Origin of the sequence: Streptomyces roseoviridis, assembly GCF_039535235.1 — a bacterium.
Taxonomy (GTDB): Bacteria; Actinomycetota; Actinomycetes; order Streptomycetales; family Streptomycetaceae; genus Streptomyces; species Streptomyces roseoviridis.
In genome coordinates, this window is sequence record NZ_BAAAWU010000001.1 from 6,876,838 (window position 1) to 6,903,153 (window position 26,316).

At 74.0% G+C, this 26,316-nt stretch carries 24 protein-coding genes; 13 read left to right on the forward strand and 11 right to left on the reverse strand.

The genetic code is table 11. The annotated features are described in order from the left end of the window. Positions 1-86: 86 nt before the first annotated feature. A complete protein-coding gene (locus ABD954_RS31095) occupies positions 87-290 on the reverse strand; it encodes a cold-shock protein (RefSeq protein WP_031486274.1) in 204 nt (67 codons plus the stop codon). Positions 291-632: 342 nt separating this feature from the next. Here ABD954_RS31095 and ABD954_RS31100 point away from each other — a divergent pair, with 342 nt between their 5' ends. Beyond that, positions 633-1,466, forward strand: coding sequence for a uracil-DNA glycosylase (locus ABD954_RS31100; RefSeq protein WP_345491071.1), 834 nt, complete (start codon positions 633-635; stop codon positions 1,464-1,466). A gap of 40 nt (positions 1,467-1,506) precedes the next feature. Here the strand turns inward: ABD954_RS31100 and ABD954_RS31105 are convergent, their stop codons facing one another. Beyond that, a complete protein-coding gene (locus ABD954_RS31105) occupies positions 1,507-2,202 on the reverse strand; it encodes a ClpP family protease (RefSeq protein ID WP_345491072.1) in 696 nt (231 codons plus the stop codon). 195 nt (positions 2,203-2,397) lie between these two features. Beyond that, entirely contained in the window at positions 2,398-3,300 is a 903-nt protein-coding gene (locus ABD954_RS31110; protein ID WP_345491073.1) for a Rieske (2Fe-2S) protein, read from the reverse strand. A gap of 197 nt (positions 3,301-3,497) precedes the next feature. Here ABD954_RS31110 and ABD954_RS31115 point away from each other — a divergent pair, with 197 nt between their 5' ends. From ABD954_RS31115 to ABD954_RS31135, 5 genes are all read left to right on the forward strand, one after another. Further along, a complete protein-coding gene (locus tag ABD954_RS31115) occupies positions 3,498-3,911 on the forward strand; it encodes a YciI family protein (protein ID WP_345491074.1) in 414 nt (137 codons plus the stop codon). A 1-nt stretch (position 3,912) separates the two neighbouring features. Beyond that, a complete protein-coding gene (locus ABD954_RS31120; RefSeq protein WP_345491075.1) occupies positions 3,913-5,070 on the forward strand; it encodes an RNA polymerase sigma factor in 1,158 nt (385 codons plus the stop codon). A 406-nt stretch (positions 5,071-5,476) separates the two neighbouring features. Then, positions 5,477-5,875, forward strand: a complete 399-nt coding sequence (locus ABD954_RS31125; protein ID WP_345491077.1) for an ATP-binding protein — start codon at positions 5,477-5,479, stop codon at positions 5,873-5,875. Positions 5,876-5,950: 75 nt separating this feature from the next. Next, positions 5,951-6,373 (forward strand): STAS domain-containing protein, encoded by a 423-nt coding sequence (locus ABD954_RS31130; RefSeq protein WP_345491079.1) that lies wholly within the window; start codon positions 5,951-5,953, stop codon positions 6,371-6,373. Between the two features lie 59 nt (positions 6,374-6,432). Beyond that, positions 6,433-6,681 (forward strand): DUF397 domain-containing protein, encoded by a 249-nt coding sequence (locus ABD954_RS31135; RefSeq protein ID WP_345491081.1) that lies wholly within the window; start codon positions 6,433-6,435, stop codon positions 6,679-6,681. Between the two features lie 227 nt (positions 6,682-6,908). On the opposite strand, the gene ABD954_RS31140 is transcribed toward ABD954_RS31135, so the two are convergent. Together ABD954_RS31140 and ABD954_RS31145 are read right to left on the reverse strand one after the other, a co-directional pair. Further along, positions 6,909-7,358 carry a DUF4383 domain-containing protein gene (locus ABD954_RS31140; RefSeq protein ID WP_345491083.1) on the reverse strand — a complete coding sequence of 150 codons (450 nt, stop codon included), beginning with the start codon at positions 7,356-7,358 and terminating at the stop codon, positions 6,909-6,911. 254 nt (positions 7,359-7,612) lie between these two features. After that, positions 7,613-9,097 (reverse strand): hypothetical protein, encoded by a 1,485-nt coding sequence (locus tag ABD954_RS31145; RefSeq protein ID WP_345491084.1) that lies wholly within the window; start codon positions 9,095-9,097, stop codon positions 7,613-7,615. Between the two features lie 444 nt (positions 9,098-9,541). Between ABD954_RS31145 and ABD954_RS31150 the strand changes: the two genes are divergently transcribed. From ABD954_RS31150 to ABD954_RS31170, 5 genes are all read left to right on the forward strand, one after another. Further along, a complete protein-coding gene (locus tag ABD954_RS31150) occupies positions 9,542-10,060 on the forward strand; it encodes a hypothetical protein (RefSeq protein WP_345491086.1) in 519 nt (172 codons plus the stop codon). Between the two features lie 149 nt (positions 10,061-10,209). Then, complete coding sequence (locus tag ABD954_RS31155; RefSeq protein WP_345491088.1) at positions 10,210-11,052, forward strand: DUF4097 family beta strand repeat-containing protein; 843 nt, start codon at positions 10,210-10,212, stop codon at positions 11,050-11,052. Positions 11,053-11,182: 130 nt separating this feature from the next. Beyond that, positions 11,183-12,250, forward strand: a complete 1,068-nt coding sequence (locus ABD954_RS31160) for an ATP-binding cassette domain-containing protein (protein WP_382745939.1) — start codon at positions 11,183-11,185, stop codon at positions 12,248-12,250. Next, positions 12,247-13,035, forward strand: coding sequence for an ABC transporter permease (locus ABD954_RS31165; protein WP_345491092.1), 789 nt, complete (start codon positions 12,247-12,249; stop codon positions 13,033-13,035). Before ABD954_RS31160 ends, ABD954_RS31165 begins: the two co-directional genes overlap by 4 nt. Positions 13,036-13,347: 312 nt before the next feature. Then, entirely contained in the window at positions 13,348-14,550 is a 1,203-nt protein-coding gene (locus tag ABD954_RS31170; RefSeq protein ID WP_345491094.1) for an MFS transporter, read from the forward strand. A 131-nt stretch (positions 14,551-14,681) separates the two neighbouring features. On the opposite strand, the gene ABD954_RS31175 is transcribed toward ABD954_RS31170, so the two are convergent. Continuing rightward, the gene (locus ABD954_RS31175; RefSeq protein ID WP_345491096.1) at positions 14,682-15,071 is read right to left on the reverse strand and encodes a hypothetical protein; all 390 of its coding nucleotides are present in this window, start codon (positions 15,069-15,071) and stop codon (positions 14,682-14,684) included. A gap of 806 nt (positions 15,072-15,877) precedes the next feature. Here ABD954_RS31175 and ABD954_RS31180 point away from each other — a divergent pair. Then, positions 15,878-16,531, forward strand: coding sequence for a response regulator (locus tag ABD954_RS31180; protein ID WP_345491098.1), 654 nt, complete (start codon positions 15,878-15,880; stop codon positions 16,529-16,531). Between the two features lie 286 nt (positions 16,532-16,817). Here the strand turns inward: ABD954_RS31180 and ABD954_RS31185 are convergent, their stop codons facing one another. The 5 genes from ABD954_RS31185 to ABD954_RS31205 are packed head-to-tail and all read right to left on the reverse strand — an operon-like array spanning position 16,818 to position 25,208. Further along, positions 16,818-17,930: an acyl-CoA dehydrogenase family protein gene (locus tag ABD954_RS31185; RefSeq protein ID WP_345491100.1), complete on the reverse strand. Its 1,113-nt coding sequence runs from the start codon at positions 17,928-17,930 to the stop codon at positions 16,818-16,820. Between the two features lies 1 nt (position 17,931). Beyond that, the gene (locus tag ABD954_RS31190) at positions 17,932-19,086 is read right to left on the reverse strand and encodes an acyl-CoA dehydrogenase family protein (RefSeq protein WP_345491102.1); all 1,155 of its coding nucleotides are present in this window, start codon (positions 19,084-19,086) and stop codon (positions 17,932-17,934) included. A 10-nt stretch (positions 19,087-19,096) separates the two neighbouring features. Beyond that, on the reverse strand, positions 19,097-23,209 hold the full coding sequence (locus tag ABD954_RS31195; RefSeq protein ID WP_345491104.1) for a non-ribosomal peptide synthetase: 4,113 nt from the start codon (positions 23,207-23,209) through the stop codon (positions 19,097-19,099). Continuing rightward, complete coding sequence (locus ABD954_RS31200) at positions 23,206-24,333, reverse strand: M20/M25/M40 family metallo-hydrolase (protein WP_345491105.1); 1,128 nt, start codon at positions 24,331-24,333, stop codon at positions 23,206-23,208. The genes ABD954_RS31195 and ABD954_RS31200 overlap by 4 nt, the downstream gene beginning before the upstream one ends. Beyond that, the gene (locus ABD954_RS31205) at positions 24,330-25,208 is read right to left on the reverse strand and encodes a RimK family alpha-L-glutamate ligase (RefSeq protein ID WP_345491107.1); all 879 of its coding nucleotides are present in this window, start codon (positions 25,206-25,208) and stop codon (positions 24,330-24,332) included. The genes ABD954_RS31200 and ABD954_RS31205 overlap by 4 nt, the downstream gene beginning before the upstream one ends. A 289-nt stretch (positions 25,209-25,497) precedes the next feature. Between ABD954_RS31205 and ABD954_RS31210 the strand changes: the two genes are divergently transcribed. Beyond that, the gene (locus ABD954_RS31210) at positions 25,498-26,229 is read left to right on the forward strand and encodes a sulfotransferase-like domain-containing protein (RefSeq protein ID WP_345491109.1); all 732 of its coding nucleotides are present in this window, start codon (positions 25,498-25,500) and stop codon (positions 26,227-26,229) included. The last annotated feature ends 87 nt before the right edge of the window (positions 26,230-26,316 follow it).

The window sequence follows — 26,316 nt, forward strand, 5'->3', positions numbered from 1 at the left end:
TTGTCTTCCTTCCTGGAAACAACACGAAACAGGGGTCCGCACCGTCACGGTGCGGACCCCTGTTCAAGCGGACGCGCGTCCGAAGATCAGGCGGGGACGATGTTCTCCGCCTGCGGGCCCTTCTGGCCCTGCGTGACGTCGAAGGTCACCCGCTGGCCCTCCTGGAGCTCACGGAAGCCCTGGGTGGCGATGTTCGAGTAGTGGGCGAAGACGTCGGGGCCGCCGCCGTCCTGCTCGATGAAACCGAAGCCCTTTTCGGCGTTGAACCACTTCACGGTTCCCTGTGCCATGACAATCTCCTCGTGGGTAGGCAGAGGCCCCATCCGGAGAAGCCGGGAAAACAACAATGCGCCTGCAGGAGAAACATTCCCGTCAGGCGCACATGGGTTCATGGGTACCAAAACTGCAACTCCTGAACCCTAACACAGGTCCGGGGGACAGGGGGGTGGGACGCACGAGGCGTACGGGATGCTCGATTTCCAGGCCCTGGGTACCAGTGACGGGAGTAGCGACGGGAAAGGGACGTCCAGGGACGGGACGCGGAACGGAACGGAACGGACCGGACCGGACGACGAAGCGGCCGGCCGATCGACCGGGTCGGCCGGACCGGCCGGAGGAAGAGCGGGTGCACCATGTCCAGCGCCGACCACGACCACCCGGAGCGGGCCGCCGCCGGTGCCCGCACGCTCACCGGCCTGGACGCGCGGGTCACGCGCTGCCGGGCCTGCCCGCGCCTGGTGGCGTGGCGCGAGGAGACCGCCCGCCTGAAACGGCCCGCGTTCCGGGACTGGGACTACTGGGGGCGCCCCGTGCCGGGCTTCGGACCCGCCGATGCGGCGCTCCTCGTCACCGGCCTCGCGCCCGCCGCCCACGGCGGGAACCGCACCGGCCGCATGTTCACCGGCGACCGGGCCGGAGACCTGCTGTACGCCACCCTCCACGAGCTCGGCCTGGCCTCCCAGCCGACCGCGGAGCACCCCGGCGACGGGCTCGAACTGTACGGGGTCAGGGTCACCGCGCCCGTGCACTGCGCACCGCCCGACAACCGCCCCACCCCGGCCGAACGGGACACCTGCCGCCCCTGGCTGACCCGTGAACTGCGCCTCCTGCGGCCCACCGTGCGCGCCGTCGTGGCGCTGGGCGCCTTCGGCTGGCAGGCCACCCTGGCGGCCCTGGCGGAAGCGGGCTGGGAGGTCCCCCGGCCGCGCCCGGCGTTCGGCCACGGTGCGCGCACGATCCTGTCGCCGACACCGACACCGGCACCGCCGGGACCGGCACCGGCACCGCCGGGACCGACACCGGCACCGCCGGAACCGGCGCTCTCGACGGAGGGCGGGGGGAGCGCGGTGACCCTTTTCGGCTGTTACCACGTCAGTCAGCGCAACGTGTTCACCGGTCGCCTCACGCCCGCGATGCTGCGTGAGGTCCTCGCCGAGGCGGCCCGGACGGCCGGCCTTCCCGTGTGACGGCCGGGCAGACCCGGCCCCACGGCCCCCGCGGCGGCCTTCAGCCGGTCAGGGTGGCGTCGATCAGGCCGTAGCCCTCCGCCTCGGCGGGGGTGAGCCAGCGGTCCTCGGCGAAGTCGCGGGCCACCTGCGCGGCGTCCCGGCCGGTGTGCAGGGCGATCAGGTCCGTGATCCGGCTCCTGGTGTAGTGCAGTTCGTCGATCCGCGTGCCCTCGCTGTCCGCGGCGACGGCGTCGACGAAGGACGGCAGGTGCAGCATCATGCGGGTGTGGGGCAGGGCGTAGCGCTTGCCCGGCGTTCCGGCGGCGACGAGGAACTGGGCCATCGAGGCGCAGTAACCGAGCCCGATGGTGATGACGTCGCTCCTGATGTGCTGCATCGTGTCGTAGATCGCCATCCCGGCGGGCAGCGAACCGCCGAGCGAATTGACGTAGAGGGTGACGGGGAGGTCGGCCTCCGCGTCCAGGAGCAGCAGCTGAGCGGTGATGCGGTCCGCGGTCCCGCCGGTGATCGGCTCGGCGATGTGGAGGATGCGGTGGCGCAGCAGCCGCCGGAGCACGGCCTCGGCCTCGGCCTCGGCGGCCACCGGCGTGCCTGCTCCCGGCCCGGCCCCCGCATCGGCTCCCGGCCCGGCCCCTGTGCCGGCTCCCGCAGTGGCTCCGGTCGCGGTTCCGCTCGTGGTCCCGGCCTCGCCGCCGGGGTGGTGGTCGCTCGGGTCCTGGGCGGCAGAAGGCATGCCGGCCTCCGTCGAGGGGTCGTGGCCGTCGTCACCCGGCATGGGTCCCCGGTGCGGGCCCGGCCGTCACGCGTTGCGGCCGAACGGAGCAGCGGTCAGGGCTCGGACGGCGGGAGCCGACGGACGGCGGGGTGGGCCCCGGGCCGGGAGGGGTCTTCGGGCGGCGGCCCGGCCCTCGGCGTGCGGAGCGGGGGCTCAGGACCGGAGCCGGGCCTCGACGCGGCCCTCGACGACGCGCGTCTCGAACGAGGGCTGGGGAGCGGTGGCCGGGCCCGTCACGTTCCAGCCGTCCTCCAGGCGGAAGGTGCTCCCGTGCCAGGGGCAGACCAGGCAGCCGTCCACGAGCTCGCCCTCCGCGAGCGGCCCGGCCATGTGGCTGCACCGCTCCGCCAGCACACGTACCGTTCCGGTGTCCACGCGCACGGCGACCACCGGTACCTCGCCCACGTACGCCCGCCTCGGCCGGCCCGGGGGCAGGTCGGCGAGGGCCGCGACGGGGTGCCAACCGGACGGCACGAGCGCCGGGACCTGCTCGGCGTGGTTGGCGCCGGCCGCCTGCCGGTACGCCAGGTGGCCGCCGATCGCGCCGCCGGTCATGACCGCGGTGAGCCCGCAGAAGCCCCACATCCGGCCGCGCCAGTGGCGTCCCCGGCAGCGGGCGGCCAGGGAGGCGGCGTAGAAGCCGACACCGGTGAGGTTCGCCGCCGCGTGCACCAGGCCCACGCGCATCTGGGGACGGCGCAGCTCCGCCCAGTCGGCCCAGCCCGCGACCGCCGCGGGCGCCGCACCGGCGAGCCCCGCGCCGACCAGCAGCCCCGCCGCCCGCCGCTGCCCCGGCAGCAGGTCGAGGACGGCGGCGGACAGCCACGCGCCGATCGGGAACTGCACCAGCACCGGGTGCGCCGGATGGCCGAGCCCGCGCCCGTGCAGGGCGTCCCGGGCCGGGCCGAGCGGCAGGCCCCGTACGGCGGCACGCACGGCGTCCACCAGCCGGTCGGCCCGCGGCGACTTCTCCAGCCGGTCCATCGCCCTCAGTACGGTGCCGGGCCCCTCGCGCGTGGGCCGGGCCGTCCGCAGGGCGGATCGCAAGGTGTTCATACGGCGCGTCTCACCCGGCTTGCCGTGCCCAAACGGTCCCGCGTCCGGATCCGGGAGCGAAGCTCGGTGCCCCCGGAGCGGGCCTCGGAGAATCCGCGAAAAAAATTCCGGCGGGCATGTCGAGAATCCGCGACGTGCTCCGTCCCCGGGGTGAAGCGCGACCAGAATGGGTCGCACCAGGACCGAGGAGAGACACCATGGCCAAGTACCTGCTGCTCAAGCACTACCGCGGCGCCCCGGCACCGGTCAACGACGTGCCCATGGACCGGTGGACGCCAGAGGAGATCTCCGCGCACATGCGGTACATGAGCGACTTCGCGGCACGGCTGGAGAAGACCGGCGAGTACGTCGACGGCCAGGCGCTCGCCCCCGAAGGAACCTGGGTCCGGTTCGACGGGGAGGGCCGCCCGCCGGTCACCGACGGGCCGTTCGCCGAGACCAAGGACCTCATCGCCGGTTGGATGGTGATCGACGTCGACAGCTACGAACGCGCCGTCGAGCTGGCCGGTGAACTGTCCGCCGCCCCCGGGGCGGGCGGCAAGCCGATCCACGAGTGGCTGGAGGTGCGCCCGTTCCTGGCCGCGTCGCCCTCCACCACGGACTGCCACTGACATGGACGAGGCCCTCCTGCGGAGCCTCACACCCGGTGTGCTCGCCGTCCTCGTCCGCCGCGGAGCCGACTTCGCGGCGGCCGAGGACGCCGTGCAGGACGCCCTGGTGGAGGCGATCCGGGTCTGGCCGGCCGAGCAGCCGCGCGACCCGAAGGGCTGGCTGATCACCGTGGCCTGGCGCCGGTTCCTCGACCAGGCCCGGTCGGACGCCGCCCGCCGCCGGCGGGAGGAGCTCGTCGAGGAGGAGCCGGCGCCCGGGCCGGTGACGTCGGCCGACGACACGCTCCGGCTGTACTTCCTGTGTGCCCACCCGTCGCTGAGCCCGTCGTCCGCGGTCGCGCTCACCCTGCGCGCGGTCGGCGGGCTGACCACCCGGCAGATCGCCCGCGCCTACCTCGTGCCCGAGGCGACCATGGCCCAGCGGATCAGCCGGGCCAAGCGGACCGTCTCCGGCGTGCGCCTCGACCGCCCCGGTGACGTCTCCACCGTGCTGCGGGTGCTCTACCTGGTCTTCAACGAGGGCTATTCCGGCGACGTCGACCTCGCCGCCGAGGCCATCCGGATCACCCGGCAGCTCGCCGCGGTGATCGACCACCCGGAGGTGTCCGGGCTGCTGGCCCTGATGCTGCTCCACCACGCCCGGCGGGCCTCCCGCACCGCCCCCGACGGCAGCCTCGTCCCCCTCGCCGAGCAGGACCGGAGCCGCTGGGACACCGCGTCGATCGCCGAGGGCGTGGAGATCCTCCAGGCCGCCCTCGGCCGCGACCGGCTGGGGGAGTACCAGGCGCAGGCGGCCGTCGCGGCGCTGCACGCCGACGCCCGCACGGCCGAGGAGACCGACTGGGTGCAGATCGTGGAGTGGTACGACGAGCTGGCGCGGCTCACCGACAGCCCGGTCGTACGGCTCAACCGGGCGGTGGCCGTCGGCGAGGCCGACGGACCGCACGCGGGCCTGGCCGCGCTCGCGGCCCTCGACGACCGACTGCCCCGCCACACCGCGGTGGCGGCGTACCTCCACGAACGCGCGGGCGACCTCTCGACCGCGGCCCGGCTGTACGCCGAGGCGGCCCTCAAGGCCCCCGACCTCGCCGAACGCGATCACCTGACGCGCCGGGCCGCCCGGCTCAACCAGCGGCTCGCCGGCGGCGCCGGCTCGTGACGGTCGGGCCCCGCGGCGGGCCGGGTCCGCCGCGTGACGGGCGGTGGCCCGGGCCGGGAAGTCCGGTCAGGGGCGGGTCCGGGACGTGACGTACGGGCCGCGAAGTCTCGGTCGGGCGAGTTCGGTCGGGCGAGTCCGGGACGTGACGTACGGGCCGCGAAGCCCCGGGGGCGGGGAAGCCCGGGGAGGGAAAGCCCCGGGACGTGACGTACGGGCCGTGGTTCGCCGCGCGCGCCCGGCCCGTGCAAGCGGCCGGTGCGTCCGGCCGGCGAATCCGCGCCGGGAATCCGGACCGTCTCCGTGGGCAGACGCACCCCAGGAGCCCGCGCGCCACGACGAGCCGGAGGAGCGCGAGGAGCGCAGGCCCGGCAGGTCGCCGAGGCGGACCACGAGGAGGTCGGAGACCATGGGGGGCGCTGTACGACGCCACTGCGACATCCACGGTCCGCACGCGGCGGCGCAGGCCCGGCGGGAGGTGCACCGCCTGACACAGGAGGCGCTGCTCGCCGGGGACCGGGTCAGCCCGGCCGAGGAGGACGACGCCATGATCGTGGTGAGCGAACTCGTGACCAACGCCGTACGGCACGCGGGCGGCACCTGCTCGCTGGACCTGGCGCTGCGGGCGGACGGCATCGACATCGACGTCAGCGACGGCAGCCCCGAGACGCCCCGGCCCCGGGAGCCCGCCCTGCTGGGGGAGGGCGGATACGGCTGGGGCATCGTCGCCCGGCTCGCCCGGGACCTGTCCGTACGGGGCGGCGCGCACGGCAAGACGATCCACGCCCACGTCGATCCGCCCCGCTGACGCGGGGCCAGGCACGGCGCACACTGGAAGGGCCGGACCGGCCCTGACGCTCCACCCCCGAGGATGGAGAAGCCGATGCCCACGACCGACCCCGAGTCCACCTGGGACGACGGCATCCCGCCTGTCTTCCTGGCCCCCGGCCGGCGGACCTACCGGACGGCGGACGGAAGCGCCCGCGTCCAGCACGAGGTCGTCGGCCCCGCGGGGACGTGGCTGCTGTGCGCGGCCGGAGAGTTCGACAGCGACTCCGTCGGTGCCCTGCACGAGGCGCTCGGCGACGCCCGGCGCGCCGGGGCGGAGCGGATCCTGCTCGACCTCTCACGGGTCACCTTCGGCGACTCCGTCTTCCTCCACGAGCTGCTCAAGGCCCACGACGGGCCGGGCCGGCTCGTCCTCGTCGGCCCGCTCACCGGCCAGGTCCGGCGTCTGTTCGAACTCACCGGCACCCTCCGCCTCTTCCGCCTCGCCCTCGACCGCGGGAGCGCGGGGCTCGGGTGACTCACCCGGTTGTCGCGGTGCTGGTGCGGGCGGGCAGCGCGTCGGATGCACTGGGAACCATGGACAAGCGACCGCTGTACGAGCAGAACCTCACCCGGGCCGTGTGGTGGCGGAGCCGCCACAGCCGCGAGCAGGGGCTGGGGTGCGTCGAGGTGACCCGGCTGGGCGGCGGTGCCGTCGCCCTGCGCGACTCCGAGTTCCCGGAGCGCGGTGATCTGCGCTTCACGGCCGCCGAGTGGGCCGCCTTCTGCGCGGGTGTGCGGGCCGGCGAGTTCGACGTGGACGCGGCCGCGGTCGCGCGAAGCTGACCGTCGAGCGCGCGTCCGGGGCCGTGCCTCGGGCGCGCGCGTGCGCGAGGGGCGCGCCGAACCCCGGTGAGGGCCCGGGGCCCGCTTCCGCAAGCGCGGCCGGGCGCGCTCCCGCGAGGGCGGGCGCCCGGCGCGCTCCCGCGTGCGGGCCCCGGGCTCAGGACCCGTACGCGGGCCGCAGGCCCGGGGCCCGTTGCCTCAGGCGCCTCGTCCACGCCGGCGGCGGGTCATCCGCGCACGCGGCGGGGACGGGCGAGCAGCAGTCCCATCAGCAGCATGGCCAGACCCAGGACGAAGTGCAGCCAGTTGTCGGGGCTGTTGACCGGCACGAAGTTGGCGTCGCTGTCGAGGTCGATCAGCAGGCCGTACAGCCACAGGACCAGGTAGATCAGCCCGCCGCCGACCAGGAAGGTCCGCGCTGTCGGGGCGCTCCGGGACATGGCGATGCCCGCGATGCCGAACAGCAGGTGCACGATGTTGTGCAGGACGGACACCTGGAAGACGCCGAACAGCTCGGCGCCCGAATCGTGCTCGGCGAACTTCATCGCGTCGTAGTCGGTGGTCACGCCCGGGATGAAGCCCAGGACGCCGACCACCAGGAACACGACGCCCACCAGGAGCGCGGCCGTACGCAGCGGCGACGCCGATCCGGCGGCCGGGCGACTCCGAGTCATCATGGCGAATCCTCTCTCTCGGCGAGGCGCCCGGCGACTGCCCGCCCGCCCTGCGTCCATGCATGCGGGGGCGGCCCGGTCCTGGCCGGCGGACGGTCGCTCCGCCTGCTGGATGACCGCACGGGAGGGCCGGTGCGCTGCTGATCGCTTCCGGCCCCCGTGGGGCGAGGCCGGGCGGGGCGACGGGACGACGCCGAAGGGGTGGGGCTTCGGAAGGAAGCCCCACCCCTTCGGCCGGGTGCCGGGACGCCGGGACGTCAGGTGCCGTCGGCTGCCCCGGTCGCTCTGGTGTGGCGTAGGAGTGCCGCGGCCGCCAGGGCGATCACGGCCGCGCCGCACAGCACCGCCAGGGCCTGTGCCCACGCGAACCGGGATCCGAGACTGCTCTGGAGGACGTCGACGGTGCGGGCGCCGGCGAGGACGTGGAGTCCGATGAGACCGACCGTCCCGGCCGCCGAGGCGGCCCAGGCGCTCGCGCTGTCGCGCACCGCGAGCCACACCCCGCAGACCAGGCAGAACACGGTGACCACCACGGCCACCATGGACGCGCTGCCGCCCGAGCGCAGGTCCGCCACATCCGTCGGCAGATGGATCAGACCGCAGGCGAACAGGGCGGCGGCCGCCGGCCAGCGCAGCGCCGAGCGCAGCGCGGGGGAGGGCGCGTGACTGCCCGGTCCGGTCGCGAGGGCGTGATCCAGCGGCGACCTGGCCGACTTCAGGGCTCCCCGCAGACGCTTGGGGGAGTCCTCGGCCACGGGCGCGGGCGCACTGTCCAGGCGGGGCGGGGCGCTCGCGGCGGGTGCGGCCGTCGGCTGGCCCTCGGCGTCGGTGCCGCCGAGGGCACGCCAGCTGCTGGCGTCGGCGCCGATGATGTTGACCAGCTCGACGATGTCCTCGATGGGCCGGCCCACGGCGGCGGCACGCAGGGTGGTCTCCGCCTGGTGCATGTCGTAGCCCGACTCGTTGAGCAGGGCCACCAGTTGGCGCACCTCGTCGAGGGGACGGGAGACGGCGGCGGCACGGAGCGCCACGTCGGCGGGGCTGGACAGCTCGCCGGTCTCCGTGAGGCGGGCGACCAGCGCCGCCACCTCCGGCACCGGCCGTTCGGTCGCCGCCGCCCACAGGAGGGTGCGGATCGCCTCCTCGCCGTTCTCGGCGGAGGCCGCTGCCGAGGCCGCCGCCGAGACCGCCGCCGGGGCTTCCGCGGACGCCTCGGCCGGGGCCGCCGCCACGGGGTCCGCCGGGACCGTTTCCGGAGCGTCCGCCCACGCGCCGGCCGGGGTCTCGGCCGGCGGGTCGGCGGGGACCGCCGCCGGAACCGCCGCGGGGGCTGTGGCCGGGGGCTCGGCCGGTTCGGCCGGGGGTTCGGCCGGGACCGGTGACGGGGCCTCCGCCCACGGGTCGGCGGGAGCCGCCGCCGGGGGCTCGGCCGGTTCGGCCGGGGGTTCGGCCCGGACCGGTGCCGGAGGTGCCGGCCACGCGTCCGCCGGGACCGCCGCCGATGCCTGCGGCACGGCGCCGGCCGGGGTGCCGGTCGGCGCGCCCGCGACGTGCGGTGGGGCGAAGGGCGGCTTGGCGTCGGAGTGCCGCTCGGGCGCGGCTATGGGCTGCGAGTCGAGGACGGGCGGCGCGGTGCGATCCGGGAGACGGCCCGCGAGAGGTGGGAGGTCGGGCCCTGGGGTGGTGTCCCGGGTCCCCGCGTCGTCGTCCGCCACATTGCTTTCGAAGGGGTCGGGGGTCATGATGCGGTGCTCCATTCGTGGACACCGGTGAGGCGGTCCACCGTGTTGGATCATGACGCGCAGAGGAGCGCGTTCATCACCACTAGGGGGCAGGCGCCCGAGCTGCGCCATCCGGGACCGCCCTCGCTTGGGCCGACGGAGCGAATAATCACCCTCCTGACCTGCGCGGGCCCTCGACGCCGAGGGGCCGCGCGAAGGAATGCCGTGGTCCTCGCCCGGACCGGCGCGCGTCCATGGCGTCACCCGGCCGCCACTGGTGCACTGCTGGCACCAAGTGGTGCCACTCGGTGGCGCCATACGGTTCGCGGGGGAGGGTGGTGCCAGAGTGACCCGGCAGCATTCTCCGGGTGTTTTTGCAGGTCGGAGGGGGCGGGCGAGAAGTTCACCCGCGACGTGCGCCGAGCGGGCTTGCGGATGGCGCCATAGTGGTGCCATGATGACGTCATGGACCTCACCCCGTATGTCGACACTCTCCGCCGCGAACTCGCGGTCGCCGCCGAAGCCGGTGGCGAGGAAGCGCGCGAGCTGGCCGAGCGGCTGACCGCTCCTCTGGAGTCGGCGGCGCGGCTGACGATGCTCAACGTGTTGTCCGCCGCGACGGACGAGATCACCCGTGAGCTCGCGCCCGGTTCGGTCGACGTACGGCTGCGCGGGCTCGACCCCGACTTCGTGGTGACACCGCCGCCCGGTGGCGGCACCGACCCGCTGGAGCCGGACACGCGCGCCGAGCCGCCGGCGGTCCCGGCGCTCACCAAGGACGAGGAGGGCGGCACCGCCCGCGTGAACCTGCGCCTGCCGGCCCACCTCAAGGCCAGGGCCGAGGAAGCGGCGAGCATCGAGGGCCTGTCGGTCAACGCCTGGCTGGTGCGCGCCGTGGCGGCCGCCGTCGAGGGCGGCACCCGCCCCCGTACGGCCGAGAAGCCCAGGACCGTCGGACAGAGCATCACCGGCTGGGTGCGCTAGCGCCGCGCCCGGCCGGGGCCGCACCGGCACCGCCTCGACCGCGGCGCTCGACCCGCGGCCCTCACGGCGCCGCACACCCGCCGCGCGTCACCCCCCCATCACGTCCCACCAGCGGGGACGCCCCCAAGACCCAGGAGGACGGGACAGCCATGCCTACATTCGACACTCCCGAAGCGATCTCGGCCACGGCACGCGTGGAGGCCGGTTCCATCCAGTTCGTCGCGGGCGACCGCACCGACACCGTCGTCGAGGTGCACCCGCGCAATCCGAAGAAGGACCTGGACGTGCGGACCGCCGGCCAGACCGAGGTCTCGTACGCCGGCGGACTGCTCACCATCAGGACGCCCAAGACCAGCCTGTTCGGCCGTACGGGTGTGGTCGACGTGACGGTCGAACTGCCCGCGGGCTCGCGGATCGAGCTCACCGGCGCCTGGACCCAGGTGCTCGGCGAGGGTCCGCTCGGTGAGGTCCGGGTGAAGACCTCGTCCGGCGACGCCCGTTTCGACACCACCGGCCCCCTGCACCTCACCGCCTCGCACGGCTCGATCACCGTGGACCGGGTCGAGGGCCCGGCCGAGATCACCACCAGCTCCGGCAGCGTGCGCGTCGGTCTCCTCGACGGCCCCGCCGTCCTGAAGAACTCGCACGGCACCACGACCGTCGGCGCCGTCACCGGCGAACTGCGGGTGAGCGGCGCCCACGGCGACATCGAGATCGGCCGCGCCGAGGACTCGGTCACCGCGACCACCGCCCACGGCGCCCTGCGCCTCGGTGAAGTGGCCTCCGGGAACGTCCAGTTGGAGACCAGCTACGGAGCCATCGAGGTCGGCGTCCGCCAGGGCACCGCCGCCTGGCTCGACGTCAGCGCGGGCACCGGACAGGTGCGCAACGGGCTCGATGCCACCGAGGCCCCGGAGGCGACCGAGGAGACCGTACGGGTCCGCGCCCGCACCCGGCACGGCAACATCGACATCCGCCGCGCCAAGGTCTGAGCCCTCGCCCTCCGGGCCCGACCGCCCTCCTCCTCGCCCTCGGGGACCGACCGCCCCCTCCTCATCCCTCTCTCCTTCGCCGCCTGCCGCCCCCAGTCCCTGCCATCTCACCTCCGAACGGGAGGACTCCATGCCTTCTTCTGTCATGTCCATGTCGAACGCAGTGGCCGAACACCCGGCGCCGGTCGCCGTCTCGGCCGTCGGCCTGCGCAAGTCCTACGGTGACAAGACCGTCCTCGACGGCGTCGACCTGCGGATCCCGGCCGGATCCGTGTTCGCCCTGCTCGGCCCGAACGGCGCCGGCAAGACCACCGCCGTCAAGATCCTCTCCACCCTCATCGCCGCCGACGGCGGCCAGGCCCAGGTCGCGGGCCACGACCTCGACCACGACCCGCAGGCGGTGCGGGCCGCGATCGGCGTCACCGGACAGTTCTCCGCCGTGGACGGCCTCATCACCGGCGAGGAGAACATGCTCCTCATGGCCGACCTGCACCACCTGTCGAAGCGCGAGGGACGGCGGGTCGCCGCCGAGCTGCTCGAACGCTTCGACCTCACCGCAGCGGCGAAGAAGCCCGCCTCCACCTATTCGGGCGGCATGAAGCGCCGGCTCGACATCGCCATGACGCTGGTGGGCGGTCCGCGGATCATCTTCCTCGACGAACCGACGACCGGCCTCGACCCGCGCTCCCGCCACACCATGTGGGGCATCATCCGCGAACTGGTCGCCGACGGCGTGACGGTCTTCCTCACCACCCAGTACCTGGAGGAGGCCGACCAGCTCGCCGACCGCATCGCGGTCCTGAACAACGGCCGGATCGCCGCCGAGGGCACTCCCGGCGAACTCAAGCGCCTCGTCCCGGGCGGCCACGTCCGGCTCCGCTTCGCCGACCCGGCCGCCTACCGGTCCGCCGCCGCCGCACTGGCAGAGGCCGCGCGCGACGACGAGGCGCTGACGCTGCAGCTCCCCAGCGACGGCAGCCAGCGCGAACTGCGCGCGATCCTCGACTGGCTGGACTCCACGGGCGTCGAGGCGGACGAACTCACCGTGCACACCCCCGACCTCGACGACGTCTTCTTCGCCCTCACCGGCTCCCAGCAGCCCCAGCCCCAGCCTCAGCCCCAGCCCCAACGGCCCCACCCGACCGGCCGGTCCGACCGGCCCGGCCCCTTTGACCAGCCGAAGGAGACCGTGCGATGAGCTCCCTGTCCCTCGCCGTGCGCGACTCGTCCACCATGCTGCGCCGCAACCTCCTGCACGCCCGGCGCTATCCCTCCCTCACCCTGAACCTGCTGCTCACCCCGATCGCACTCCTGCTGCTGTTCGTCTACGTCTTCGGCGACGTGATGAGCGCGGGCATCGGCGGCGGGGCGGACCGCTCCGCGTACATCGCCTATCTCGTACCGGGCCTCGTGCTGATGACCATCAGCAGCACCACCATCGGCACCGCGGTCTCCGTCTCCAACGACATGACCGAGGGCATCGTCGCCCGCTTCCGCACCATGGCGATCCACCGCGGTTCCGTGCTCATCGGACACGTCGTCGGCAGCGTGGTCCAGTCGGTCATCAGCGTGGTGCTCGTCGGAGCCGTCGCCGTCGGCATCGGCTTCCGCTCCACCGACGCCACCGCCCTGGAGTGGATCGCGGCCTTCGGGCTCCTCGCCGCGTTCGCCCTGGCCCTCACCTGGATCGCGGTCGGCATGGGCATGGTCAGTCCCAACGCCGAGGCCGCCAGCAACAACGCGCTGCCGATGGTGTTCCTCCCGCTCATCTCCAGCACCTTCGTGCCCGTCGACGCGATGCCGGGCTGGTTCCAGCCGATCGCCGCGTACCAGCCCTTCACCCCCGCCATCGAGACCCTGCGCGGACTGCTCCTCGGCACGGAGATCGGCCACAACGGATGGCTCGCGGCCGGCTGGTGCCTGGGGCTGACCGTGCTCGGCTTCCTCTGGTCGAAGGCGGTCTTCGACCGCGACCCGAGGTAACCGCCGACGGCGGCCGCCAGGGCGGCGTACTCCGGCCTCAGGTCGGCGTACGCCGCCCCGCCCGCGTTCACCGTCACGGGGACCGGGGCTGCGTCAGACGGACGTACGACGGGGCACAGCGGGCGGGGACCGGAGGGCGACGGAGGGGAGTTCCCTGCGCGTTCTCGCCGTGGACGGGGCGCCGCGGCCATCGGACGCGGCAGGCCACGCACCGGCCGACGGCCCCGGGGCCCGTTCGCCCCGGCATCCGCTACCCGTACGGAGGAGTGTGCCGCCGGAGCGGGAGCCACCCCCGGGGTTACGGTCGACGGCATGGATGGTGATCGCCGGAGCGGCTGGGCGCGGTGTCTGCTCGCGGGAGCGGTGTTCGCGGTGTGCATGGCCGGCACGACGTTGCCGACGCCGCTCTACCCGCTCTACGAGGAGAAGTTCGGCTTCTCCGAGCTGACCGTGACGGTCGTCTACGCGGTGTACGCATTCGGGGTCATCGCCGTCCTGCTCCTCGCCGGCAACGCCTCGGACACCGTCGGCAGGCGTCCGGCTCTGCTGTGGGGACTCGGCTTCGCGGCGGCGAGCGCCGGCTGCTTCCTCGCCGCCGACGCCCTCGGCTGGCTCTACGCGGGCCGGCTGCTGTCGGGTCTGTCGGCGGGGCTGTTCACCGGGGCGGCCACCGCGTACGTCATGGAGCTCGCCCCGCCGGGCGGCGCTCCCCGGGCGACGTTCGTGGCGACGGCCGCCAACATGGGCGGCCTGGGCTGCGGGCCCCTGCTGGCGGGTCTGCTCGCCGAGTACGCTCCCCAACCGCTGCGCCTGGCCTTCGTGGTCCACCTGGTGCTGGTGGCGGCCTCGGTCCTCGTCCTGCTGCGCCTCCCGGAGACGGTGGCGGCGCCTGACCGCCGGCCCCTGACCGCCGTACGCCCCCGGCGCCCGGCGCTTCCTCCGCGGGCCAGGGCCGTGTTCGTGCCGGCGGCGATCGCGTCCTTCGTGGGCTTCGCCCTGTTCGGCGTGTTCACCTCGGTCAGCCCCGCCTTCCTGGCGCGCTTCCTCCACGTCGACAACCACGCCGTCAGCGGCCTGGTGGTCGCCCTGGCCTTCTTCGCCTCGACGGCCGGCCAACTGGCCGTCGACCGCGTCGGGGTGAGGCGCTCCCTGCCCCTCGGCTGCGCCGTCCTCTTCGCCGGTCTGCTCCTCCTGGCGGCCGCCCTCCACACCGACCTCCTCGCCCTCGTCGTCCTGTCCGCCCTCGTCGGCGGCGTCGGACAGGGCCTCGCCTTCCGCGCGGCCCTCGGCGGCGTCGCCGCGGCCGCGCCGGCAGACCGGCGGGCCGCCGTCATCTCGACCCTCTTCGTCGTCGCGTACACGGGCATCTCGATCCCGGTGATCGGCGTCGGGCTGCTGGCCGGTCCCCTCGGCCTCGAAGGGGCGGGCCAGGTGTTCATCGCCTGCATGCTCCTCCTCGTCGCCGCGGCCGCCGTCTACCTCCTGCGACGACCGGTGCCGGCGCGGCGCGACTGAACGGCCCGACCGCCTCCCGCCTCCCGCCGCCCGCCCGTTCGCCGAGGGCCCGCGGGCTCGTAGGGGGTGGCGGTCCCGGTCCTGTCCGGCGACGCTCGCCCAGGGGAAGGCGGACGGCCGGGGAGACCCCGTCAGCCGGAAGTGAAGAGGCCGCCGGGTACGTCGTCCAGCACGAAGCCGTTGTCGAGGCGGACCCGGACCGTCACGCGGGGGCCCTGCTCCTGGAAGGCGCGCCACTCCGTCTCCAGAGAGGCGACCTCCTGCTTCAGCCGCTCCCGGCTGGCCGGAGGCATCTGGGGGCCGTAGTCGTCGAGCAGCGACTTGAGCCGGACGTACTCGCGCACCTCCTGGGGCTGCTCCCGCTCGCTCACGCGCTCCACGAGGCCCTCGACGCCGGCCGCCAGCGCCAGCGAACCGGCGACGGCCTCCTTCTCCGCGGGGGACCCTTCGGCCAGGGTGACCGATCCGGTCAGCACGAGGTCGGTCACCAGCCTCACCCGTCGGCCCGTGGTGAGCGTCATCGGCGCTGCCCTTCTTCCGGTCGGTCGCTCGGGCCACCAGGGTAGTGCGCTGTCGTGCCCGCTCCCGGGCACCGGGGAGCGCACCCGGCCGCCTCCGGTCGGCCGGTACCGGGTCGCCAGGCAGCCTACGCCGAACCCCCACGGGATATGCCACGTACAACTCGAGGATGGCCGGAAACGATTCTTCGGTGGTGGACGTGGATGTCGGAGCAAGTGTTTCCTGCATGCGGCGGGGGTCACTTGACACTCGTCAGAAACATGAACTAGAACCTCCTAGGCTCGATCTTCAGTGCCGAGAGTCGTCCATGTCCTTGACGATTTCTTGATCACCGGACAGAGCCGCTCGTCCCCGAGAATCACGCATGAGTCAGGGCCGGAAACGCTTTACGCCGACATGTGACGGACGACGCTTCCCGAGCGTCCGCGGCGCCGCTTTCCGGCCGATGGTGAGGCCCGCTCCCCGGAGCGGTGAGTGACACGACCCGTGAGTTGAGGCGTAGAACAAGGGGGAAGAACGCAGATGCTGACCAGAGCGGTGCACCGAGGATCCACACCCCGGACCTGTGCGGCGCCGACGGGCGGCTGTAGACCGGCGCGGCCGTAGACCATCCCCTTGTTCGCGCTGTTCGCGGTGCGGGATCTCGGTACGAGCGTGGTAGCGCCGGAGCGTGGTCTGTTCCGGTGCCGTCGGCGCACGGCCGGGCGCAGGTCACCGGTACGGCGATCAGACGGTTGGAACTCGGTACGGCGACGATCTCGACCGCGCCGAGGGAGGCTTCCAGCTACCCCCACGGAGGCGGAACACGATGACCATTCGAGTACTCATCTGCGACGAACTGCCGGTTATCGGGGACGGTTTACGCACCCTTCTCGACGCCGTTCCCGACATCGACGTGATCGGCACCACCGACAACGGTATGGAGGCCATCGTCCTCGTACGGACCGCGCGGCCCGATGTCGTGGTCACCGATCTCCATCTCCGCACCATTTCCGGCCTGGAAATGATCCGCAGGCTCGGCAAAGAGGAAAATCCGCCGAACATCGTGGTGTTCACCCGGATCTCCGATGCCGACAAGACCGTCAGCGACGTCCTGCACGCCGGCGCGAGCTGTCTGCTCGGCAAGGACGCGAGCCCCCAGGACCTGGTCACCGCGATCCGTGCGGCTGCCGCCGGACGGACGGTGCTCGCGCCGGACATCGCCCACCGCCTGGTCACCTGGTTCCGCGAGCAGCCGGACACCCCCGACTGCGCACCGCACCCCGAAGTGACCGAACTGACCCCGCGCGAGCGGGAGGTGACCCAGATGGTGGCCCGGGGCATGTCCACCGAGGAGGTGGCCCGCGCGCTGACCATCGGAGTCGCCACCGTCCGCACCCACCTCTACCGCGTGCGCACCAAACTCGGCGTCCGCGACCGCGCCCAGCTGGTGTCCCTGGCCTTCCGGTCCGGGCTCATCTAGGGCCTACCTTCCGGACCGTGCCGGGCTCGCGACGCCCGGCACGCACGCTCTCCCCCGTAGCCCTCCGGGCACGGGAGGTGCCCCCGTCGTCGGTCGCCGATGCTCCGCATGGACGCCCTCCTCCGCCTCGCGATCGCACGCACCAAACGCCGCTCCCTGGTCCGGCCTGATCCGAAAGAAAGGCCGTCGTGCCCGGCGGGCACGCGGCGTCGCGATCACGGAAGCACTGCCCCCGAAGCCCCCGGCGTCCGTCGCCGGGGGCCGTGCCCAGGGATGGGGGCCCGCTTCAGGCCGGCTCGCCCCTACCGGCCGGGACGGGCCGTCGTGCCGCGTGCCGGGCCCGGTCGAGGCGGGCGGCGCCGACGAGGCGCCACAGGGCGGCCGGCTCGCCGTAGCGGACCGACTCGGCCGCGGCCAGCCGGAAGTACCGGTGCAGCCCCAGCTCCGTCGTCATCGCCCGGACGCCACAGCTCTGCATGGACGAGCGCACCACCTCGCGCGCGGTCTCGGCGGCCATCGCCAGCGCCACGAGCGGCGCGGTGCCGTCCTCGTCCTGCCCCGAGCCGGGCCCGGAGCCGAGACCGGGCCCCACCCCCGGGCCGCAGTCGATCAGCCAGGCCCCCCGGTACACCGCCGCCCTGGTCGCCCGCAGGGACACCATGGCCCGCGCCAGCGGGAAGGCCACCGCGGGCAGATCCCGCAGGCGGGTGTCGAACTGCCGCCGGACACCGGCGTAGCGCACCGCGACCTGGTGCGCGCCGTCGGCGATCCCCAGCAGATAGGCCGCCTGCCGCAGCCGCGCGCGGGCCAGCGGGCCGGCGGGGGAGTCGTCGAGCGGCGCCACCACGTCCGCCGCCGTCACCGGCGTCCCCTCGAAGCGGACGGCAGGCGGCCAGCAGCCCGGCTCCACGCGGACGCCCGGCGCGCCCGCGGGCACCGCGACGAGCACCGGCCCGTCACCGGTCCTGGTGACCACGAGGAGCGTCGCCGCGGCGGCGTCGTCGACGGTGACCGTGCCGGTCAGCGCCCAGCCGCCCGGCCGGGGGGCCGCGGTGACGCCGCCGCCGACGGGCAGTGCCTCGAAGCCGGCCGCCGCCGCGCCCGCCGGGCCGCCCACGTCGGCCGCCAGGGCGTCACCCCGGTAGGCGTTGCCGCACGCGGCCCGGCCGAGTTCCTCGCTGACGAGCACTCCGGCCGTGAGCCCGAGGTCGAGTCCTCCGGCCGCGACGGACCGTTCGAAATCGGCCGCCTCCAGTTCGTCGAGCACCGCACGGGCGGGGCCACGGGCTCCGTCGGTCACCGGCGCGCCGTGCACCTCGGGCCGTACGGGAACGCCGGCCAGGGACGTGCGCACGGCCTCGCGCAACCGGACGAGCAGCGGATCGGGGGTCAGGTCCATCTCAGCGCTTCTCCTGTCCGATGGAGTCGAACGCGGTGGCCATGATCTGCAGCATCACCTCGGAGGTGCCCGCCGAGAGCGTGAGCCCCGGCGCCTCCCGGTGGGCGGAGTCCAGCGTCACGGCCGCCCGCGTGCGGCGGGCCCGCTGACCGGGGCCGGGGATGTCGACGGCCCACGCCGCGATCGTCTGGGCGAGTTCGCTGCTGTGGTACTTGGCGACGGCCGCCGCGACCGGATCGACCCGGTCGGCCGCGAGCCCGGTGAGCACCTCCCACGCCAGGGCGTGGTCGGCGACGAGCGCCCCCTCCCAGCGGCCGATCCGTTCGAGGTGGGCCTCGTGCGCGGCGTCCGGGTCGCGGTCGACCAGCGCCTCCAGGGCGGCCTCCAGCCAGTGTTCCGCCTTGAGGTGGTAGTCCAGGCCGGTGCGCTCGATGGCCAGCGCCTCGTTGAGCAGCGGCCAACCCTGGTCGCGCGGGCCGAGCAGGTCGTCGCCGGACACCGGCACCGCGTCCAGGTCGACGCGGTGGAACTGCTCGTCGTTGGCGCTGGCGATCACCGACACGGTCACCCCGGGAGCGTCCATGTCGACCAGGAACAGACTGATGCCCTGGTACTTCCCGGCTCCCGGCGACGTACGGGCCGCACACAGGCCGAGGTCGACGAAGCGCGACTTGAGGCTGAACACCTTGGTGCCGGTGATCCGGTAGCCGTCGCCGTCCGGCTCGGCCACCGTCCGCAGCGCGCCCAGGTCCGAGCCGGCGTCCGGTTCGGTGTAGAGCACCGAACCGAAGCGCTCGCCGCGGGCCAGCGCCGGCAGATGCCGTCGCTTCTGCTCGTCGCTGCCCGCCATGAGCAGGAACTGGCCGATGATCTGGATGGTGTTGACGTGCAGCGTGTCCGGCACGCCCGCGCGCACCAGTTCCTCGGCCACGATCGCGGCGTCGGTGAGCGGACGGCCGGCTCCGCCGTACTCGGCGGGCCAGTGGACGGCGAGCAGCCCCAGCTTGCCGAGCAGACGGTACAGCGGCCGCTGGTCCGGCTCGACGCCGTCCGCGCAGGTGGCCTCGGCAGCCGCCGCCCGCACCGCGGGGGAGCGCAGCGCCTGCCGTACGTCCGCCCGGAACCGCTGTTGTTCCTCGGTGAATCCGAACCGCATGTGCGTCTCCTCAGGGGGCGAGCGTCTCTTCGATCGCGGCGACGACCCGGCTCAGCGCCGGCTGCGTGAACACGGTGTAGTGGTCGCCGGGCAGGTCGCCGGCCCGGAAGGGGCCCGTGCTCACCGCCCGCCACTCCGCTTCCAACGCGTCGCGGGGCGTGGTGGCGAGGACGGTGACCGGCCCCGCGTACGGGCCCGGCGGGCGGTAGGTCTGCAAGGCCAGCGCGCAGGCCCGGAAGACGGTAAAGCGGCGCTCCAACTCCTCGTCGGACAGGTCGAGTTCGACGTCGAGGGAGGTCAGCGTCTTGCGGATGTCGAGCGGTTCGGCCGCGGAGTCGTCGTCGAGGACCGCACGCACCGACGGGCCGTCGTGGCCCGCGAGCCTGGCCACGTCGTGCACGAACCGGCGCCGCACCGTCCGCTCGTCGAGCGGCTCGGTGTCCTCCTCGTACGAGGCGTCGATCAGCACCACCGGGGGCCGGGCTCTGGTGTCCCGCTCCAGCTGCCGGGCCACCTCGAAGGCGAGCACACCGCCGTAGGACCAGCCGGCCAGGCAGTACGACTCCGGCGGGCCGGCCGCGGCCAGGGCCCGCGCGATCCGGCTCGCGGCGGCCTCCATGCCGTCCTCGGGAGCCACGGCCGCGTCGCGGGGATCGGCGGCGAAGCCGGCCACGCCGATGCCGTCGCGCAGCGCCCGGACCAGCGGAATGTAGCAGAACAGCTCACCGCCCGACGGGTGCAGCAGGACCAGCCGCGCCGGCTCGGGCCCCCGCATCGGCACCGGGGCCCGGCCGTCGTCCGCCGCCCCCGCGGGTGGCTCCGCCGTGACCGTGCGGCGGTCCGCGAGGAGCCGGTCGAGCGAGTCGGGCGCGTCGCCGTCACCGGTCCGCGCGGCGCGGACCGTGTCGACCGTGGCGGCCAGGTGGGCGACGGTGGGGGAGACGAAGAAGTCGCCGAGCGCGATCTCCACCCCGAACCTGCGGTGGATCGCCGACATCAGCTGGGCGGCCTGGAGACTGTTGCCGCCCGCCTGGAAGAAGTCGTCGTGCACCCCGAGGCGGTCGTTGCGCAGCAGCGGCGCCAGCACCTCCCGCAGCAGCACCCGCTCGGTCGCCGTCCGCGGCTCCTCGCCCCCGCCCTCGCCCGCCGTCCTCGGGTCCGGCGCGGGCAGCCGGCGCCAGTCCACCTTGCCGCTGCTGGTGAGGGGGAGTTCGTCGAGGACGACGAAGTACGAGGGGATCATGTACGAGGGCAGCAGCGTGCCGAGGTGTTCCCGCACCGACGGCAGCCGCTGCTCGTCGATCCCCGTGACGTAACCGACGAGGTGCTTGTCACCGCCGCCGTCCGTCCACGGCCGCACGGTGACCGGCCCGATGCCGGGGACGCCGGCGAGCGCCGACTCGACCTCGCCGAGCTCGATCCGCAGCCCGCGGATCTTCACCTGCTGGTCGAGCCGGCCGAGGAAGACGAGCCGTCCGTCCGGCAGCCGCTTCACCAGGTCGCCGGTCCGGTAGAGCCGGCCGCCCGGCGCCGTGCCGAACGGGTCGGGGACGAACTTCTCGGCGGTCAGCTCGTCCCGGCCGAGATAGCCGCGTGCCAGACCCGCACCGCCGATCACCAGCTCGCCCGGCACCCCGACCGGTACCTGACGCAAGGAGCGGTCGAGGACGTGCGCCACGTGGTTGGCCATCGGCAGGCCGATCGGCGGCGTGGTGTCCCAGGTGCCCGGGCACTCCTCGACGATCATCGTCACGGTGCACTCGGTGGGGCCGTACCCGTTGAACAGCCGCCTGCCCGGGTTCCACCGGTTCACCAGCTCGCCGCTGAACGCCTCGCCGCCCACGAACGCGATCCGCAGATCGGTGAACCGCTCCGGCGCCAGCAGTGGCATCACGGTCGGCGGCAGGTCGATGACGGTGATGCCGGCCCGCTCCATCAGCGCCTGGAGCCGGTCGATGGACAGCCGCTCGTCCTCGGTGGCCAGACACAGCCGGGCACCGGTCAGCAGCGCCGAGAACGTCTCGAAGACGGACACGTCGAAGGTCATCGACGCGAAGCCGAGCACCCGGTCGGCCGGCGTCAGCTCGAACAGTTCCCGCGTGGAGTCGACGAAGTTGACCACCCCGCGGTGTTCCAGCAGCACGCCCTTCGGCCGGCCGGTGCTGCCCGAGGTGTAGATGACGTACGCGACGTCACCGGGCCCCGCCGCGAGCGGCGGATCGCCGTCGGGCAGCGCCGCCAGCTCGGTGCGCACCTCGTCCAGGACCACCACGGGCGCGGTGACCGCGCTCACCGCCCCGGCGGCCTCGGCGTGCGCGAGCACCGCGCCCACCCCCGCGTCGGCGGCGATCTCCGCGACCCGCGCGGGCGGGTGCGTCGGATCGAGCGGTACGTAGGCGGCGCCGGTCTTGAGCACCGCGAGCACCGCCGCCGGCAGGTCCGCGTTCCTGCGCAGACACAGACCGATCCTCGTGCCGGGACCGGCGCCTCGCCCGCGCAGCAGGGCGGCGAGCCGGTTCGCGCGGGAGTTGAGCTCGGCGTAGCTGGTCGCGGTGTCCGTGACGACGACCGCCACGCTGTCCGGCGCCTCCCGCACGCGCGCCTCGAACTGCTCCACGATCGTGGTCTCGCGCACCGGCCGCACCGGCCCGCGGCTGACCTCGGCCAGGAACTCCCGGTCCGCCGGGCTCAGCAGCTCCGCGGCGGACAGCGGCGCGTCCGGTGCGGCGGTCAGGGTGCTCAGCAGCCGGTCGTAGTGGCGGGCGAACCGGGCGACGCTCCCGGCGTCGAAGAGGGCCGTCGCGAACTCGACGTCCAGGGCCGCGTCGGCGCCCGCGGCGCCCGGCTCCACCACGTGCCAGCTCATGTCGAACGGGGACGCGGCGGGCGCGACCGTCTCCCGGGAGGTCACGAGGCCGGGCAGGCCGGGCGCGCCGACGGCTTCCCGCCGCGAGAACAGGATCTGGAAGAGCGGCGCGCGCGAGGGGTCCCGGCCCGGGTCCACCGCCTCGACCAGCCGGTCGAACGGCAGGCCGCCGTGCGCCCGCGCGTCCCGGGTGACCCGCGCGACCCGACGGACCAGCGTACGGAAGCTCGGGTCGCCGGAGACGTCCCCGCGCAGCACCACCGGGCTGGTGAACGGGCCGACGACCGACGACAGGGCGGCGGGCCGCCCGCTGTCATCCGGCGTGCCGATCACCAGGTCGTCCAGGCCGGAGTAGCGGTGCAGGAAGGTGAAGAACGCGGCGGCCAGGACGTCGAACGGGGTCGCGTCCTCCTGCCGGGCCAGCTCCCGGGCCCGCTCCAGGGCCTCGCGCCCGAGCGGGAAGCGGCCGGTCCGGGCGGCCGGGGCGAGCGTGTCGCCCCGCGGCCGGTCGGTCGGGAACTCGAGGACCTCGGCGCCGGCGAGGACCTCACGCCAGTACGCGGCCGGCCCGTCGAGCCCGCCGGCGGGTGCGTCGTGCTGCCACACCGCGAGGTCCGGGTACTGCACGGGCAGCTCCGACAGCCGTGGCTGCCCGCCGTCGCGCGACGTCCGGTAGCACTCGGCCAGTTCCCCGGCGAGGACCGTGAGCGAACCGTCGTCGCACACCAGCGGGTGCGCGGCGAACAGGAACAGGTGGTCGTCCGGAGCCACCCTGACCAGCACCGCCCGCCACAGCGGCGCCCTCGCCACGTCGAAGGGCTCACCGGCCCGCTCGGCCACCAGGGCCCGCGCGGCGGCGAGACGCTCCCCGGGGCCGTCGCCGGGGGCCTCGATCACCGGCAGGCTTGCCCGGACGCCCGGCACGACCTCCTGCACCGGGCCGCCCTCGCGCTCGACGACCGCGGTGCGCAGCGCCTCGTGCCGGGCCGTCACCGCGCCCAGCGCCGTACGCAACGCGTCGGTGTCCAGGGCGCCTCGGAGCCGCAGGCACAGCGTCGCCGGCGAGGCGGCGCCGGGTGCCGCGCGATCGAGGAACCACACGGTCCGCTGCGCGTGCGACAGCGGAGCCGGACCCGTGTTCCCGCGCGGCGTGGGACCCCGCCGGGCCGCGTCCTCCGCCCGCTCCTTCAGCCGCGTGAGGAACCGGTCGCGGCGCTCCGGGGGCAGCACGGCCAGACGCCGGCTCAGGTCGGTCATCCGAGACTCCTTTCGGCGAGCGGCACGGAGGTCACCTGGTCGGCGGAGCGCTGCCGCGGCACCTGCGCCAGCTCCGCGATGGCGGCGGACAGCACGTCGACGCCGCGCAGATAGTCCGAGAGCACGATGTGTTCGGTGTCGGCGTGATCCAGCCTGCTGTCGCCCGGACCGTAGGTCGCCATCGGGATGTCCCACACCTCGGCGAGGGTGTTCATGTCCGAGGTGGCCGTCTTCACCACCAGCCGGGGCTGGGCGTGCAGCCGCCGGATGCCGGAGACCAGCGCGCGGACCGCCGGGTTGGACCGGTCCGCGCGGCAGGCCGCCACCGAGTTCAGCACTTCGAGACGGCCGGCCGGCAGCCGCTCCCGCAGCGCGGCGACCAGCCCGTCCACGTCGAAGCCCGGCGGGGTGCGCACGCTGAGGTCGGCCGTCGCCGAGGTGAGGTCGCCGTTGAGCTGGCAGAGCGTGGCGCCCGGCTGGGCGAAGACGCCGTGGCCCGCGTCCGGCCCGAGCAGCTCGACCAGCGCGTCCCAGCAGGCGACGGCCAGTTCGGACGCCTTCGGCGTCGGGTTGCTCGGATGCGTGGCGGGCACCTTGACGCTGTAGCGCAGGTCGAGCTTGCCCTTGTAGCCGATGACGACGCTGGACCAGCCGCTCGGCTCGCCGACGATCAGCGCGTCCGGCCGGTCGTGGGTGGAGCGGATCGCCATGGCCCCGCGGGAACAGGGCGTCTCCTCCTCGACGACACCGATCACGACGATCCGGCCGCGGAAGTCCACGGCACCGGCCGCCGCGCAGATCATCGCCGCGAGCGGTCCCTTGGCGTCCACCGCGCCGCGGCCGTAGAGCCTGCCGTCCTCGGACCGGACCGGGACGTGGCCCGGGACGGTGTCCATGTGCCCGAGCAGCATCAGCGTCGGGCCCTCTCCGCGCTCGATCACGCCGATGACGTTGCCCACCACGTCGATGTGCGCCTCGAAGCCCAGGTCCGCCATCGCCTCGGCCAGGAAGTCGGCCAGCGCGCGTTCCTGGTAGGACGAGGACGGGATCTCCAGCATGCCGCGCAGCAGTCCGACCGCGCTCGTCTCGGTGACCTGCCCGGACGAAGTGAAAGCCCAGTTCATCGTTGCGCTCGCTCCCGTAGGTGTTCGACGATGCGGTCCGCGACGTCGACCCGGTCGCCGAACGCGGATTGGAAGCCGGAGAACTCCACCCGGTGGTTGACCTCCAGGACCAGGAGCCGGCCGTCGCGGTCCTCGATCAGGTCGACACCGGCGATGTCGGCGCCGACGGCCGAGGCGGCCTCGACCGACAGCTTGGTGATCTCGGGGGACGCCTCGCACGGCCGGGTCCGCGCGCCGAGCGCCACGTTGGTGCGCCAGAACTCGCCGGTCCGGTAGACCGCGCCCAGCAGCTCACCGCCGACCACGACGGCCCTGATGTCCCGGCCGGGCTTGTCGATCAGCTCCTGTACGTATCCCAGGTGCGACTGCGGGCCGGGCAGCGCGCCGACGTACTCGAACACGCCCTCCGCGGCGGCCCGGTCGGGCAGCCGGACCACCAGCCGGCCCCAGGAACCGACCAGGGGTTTGACCAGCGCCGGATAGCCGATGTGGTCCAGCGCGTCCAGCGCGGCCTGCGGGGTGAGACCGAGCGCGGTGCGCGGGGTCGGCAGCCCGGCCGCCTCGAGGGCCAGGGTGGTGCGCCACTTGTCGCCGCACACCTCGGTCGCGTCCGCGCTGTTGACCACCTCCACGCCCGCCGCGGCCAGGCAGCGGGCCGCGTACGCCGCACGGGTCTGGCCGATCTCGCGGTTCAGCACGTGCGTCCACGGCATCGGGCGCCGGCCGGCCGTGAACCACTGCCCGCGCGTGTCGACGTGGTCGAAGGGGACACCGCGCCGGTCGAGTGCGTCGAACAGCCGTTTCTCGTCCGCGCCGACCCTGCTGGCGAGTACGGCGATCCTGCCGTCCCCCGGGTGCTCTGGTGTCGATGACACGTGACCTCCGTCGTAGGACCACCGGTTGACCGGACGGCGCAACCGGTCTGCCGCGTCGCACGGACGTTACGGCGGGCCGGCGGCGGGCGCGTCCGCGACAAGCTCATCCGGGGCGACGCATCGCGTTTACTTTCGGCCCGCACGGCTGCGCATCTCGCTTACCCGGCCGGGGCGCCGCCCGTGCCACTCTTGACGGGATTCCGAACGCCGGACGCAATAGTTCACCGCACGCTTTCCGCACGCTTTACGCCCGGTTGTACGCCGACCGCGCCATAGGGAAAGGAAAACCGTGGACCACATATCAGAGCGGATACCGGTGCTCGCGCTGTGGAGCGCACCACGCAGTCGTTCCACGGCATTCGCCCGGATGATGGCGGAGCGCGGCGACCGCGTCGTCGTGCACGAACCGTTCTCGCAGGTGGTCGATTTCGGTGAGGTGAAGGTCGGCGACCGGGTCGCCCGCGGCGAGCGGGACGTCCTCGCGGCGCTGCGCGACATGGCCGCGCGCACACCGGTCTTCTTCAAGGACACCACGGACTTCCACTATCCGGCGCTGCTCGCCGACCGGGACTTTCTGGCGGCCGCGACGCACACCTTCATCATCCGGCACCCGGCCGAGGCCATCGCCTCGCACCATGCGCTCAATCCGGACCTCGGCCGGGACGAGATCGGCTTCGCCCGGCTGCACGAGATCTTCACGGCCGTACGGGACGCCACCGGCACCACCCCGGTCGTCGTCGACTCCGACGACCTGCTCGACCGGCCCGCCGACACCGTGCGGGCGTACTGCTCAGCGGTGGGCATCCCCTTCCTCCCGGACGCGCTGAGCTGGCAGCCCGGCATGCGGTCGGAATGGGAGGCGACCAGCCGCTGGCACGAGTCGACCAGCCGGACCGCCGGCTTCACCCGCGGCTCGGGCCGCGGCGCCGAGACGGTCGAGGCGAATCCGGTGCTGCGGGCCTACCGCGACTACCACCTGCCGTACTACGAGGAACTGCGCGCGGCCGCGATCGGCCCCTGACCGCCTCTTCCGTCATTCCGGGAAATCGCGATGCGGCCCGGAAGTGCGAACCAGAATCCTGGCTCGGCATTCATACACGGCATTCCA